Annotated in this window: 1 pseudogene; it reads right to left on the bottom strand. The window is 73.0% G+C overall.

Features of this window, described 5'->3' with window-relative positions:
- Window positions 1-278: pseudogene (locus SB751_RS29910) on the bottom strand (AraC family transcriptional regulator); the annotation flags it as partial.

Here is a 278-nt window from a genome sequence, read left to right as displayed (position 1 = left end):
GGGCCAGCGCCTCCTGGGCCTTGCCCTGCAGATACAGCGCGGCGACCTCGCCACGATCCTGGCTCCAGGCCAGGATCTCGCCGGCCACGCGCGCCAGGCCGGGCCACAGCGGCAGCGTCGCCAGTTGGGCGTCGCGCGCCGGCACGCTGCCATCGGCCGCGAACGCGGCGGACGGCACCTGGCGCAAGGTGCGCCACCACAGGGCGCGCATGGCTTCGCTCGAAAAACGGATATCGACCACGCGGATGTCGCGCCGGCCCTTGAATTCGTCCCAGCCC

Origin of the sequence: Cupriavidus sp. SIMBA_020, from assembly GCF_046535395.1 — a bacterium.
Taxonomy (GTDB): domain Bacteria; phylum Pseudomonadota; class Gammaproteobacteria; order Burkholderiales; family Burkholderiaceae; genus Cupriavidus; species Cupriavidus campinensis.
The sequence above is the reverse complement of the archived record's forward strand: the minus strand, read 5'-3'. Positions and strand labels throughout refer to the sequence as shown.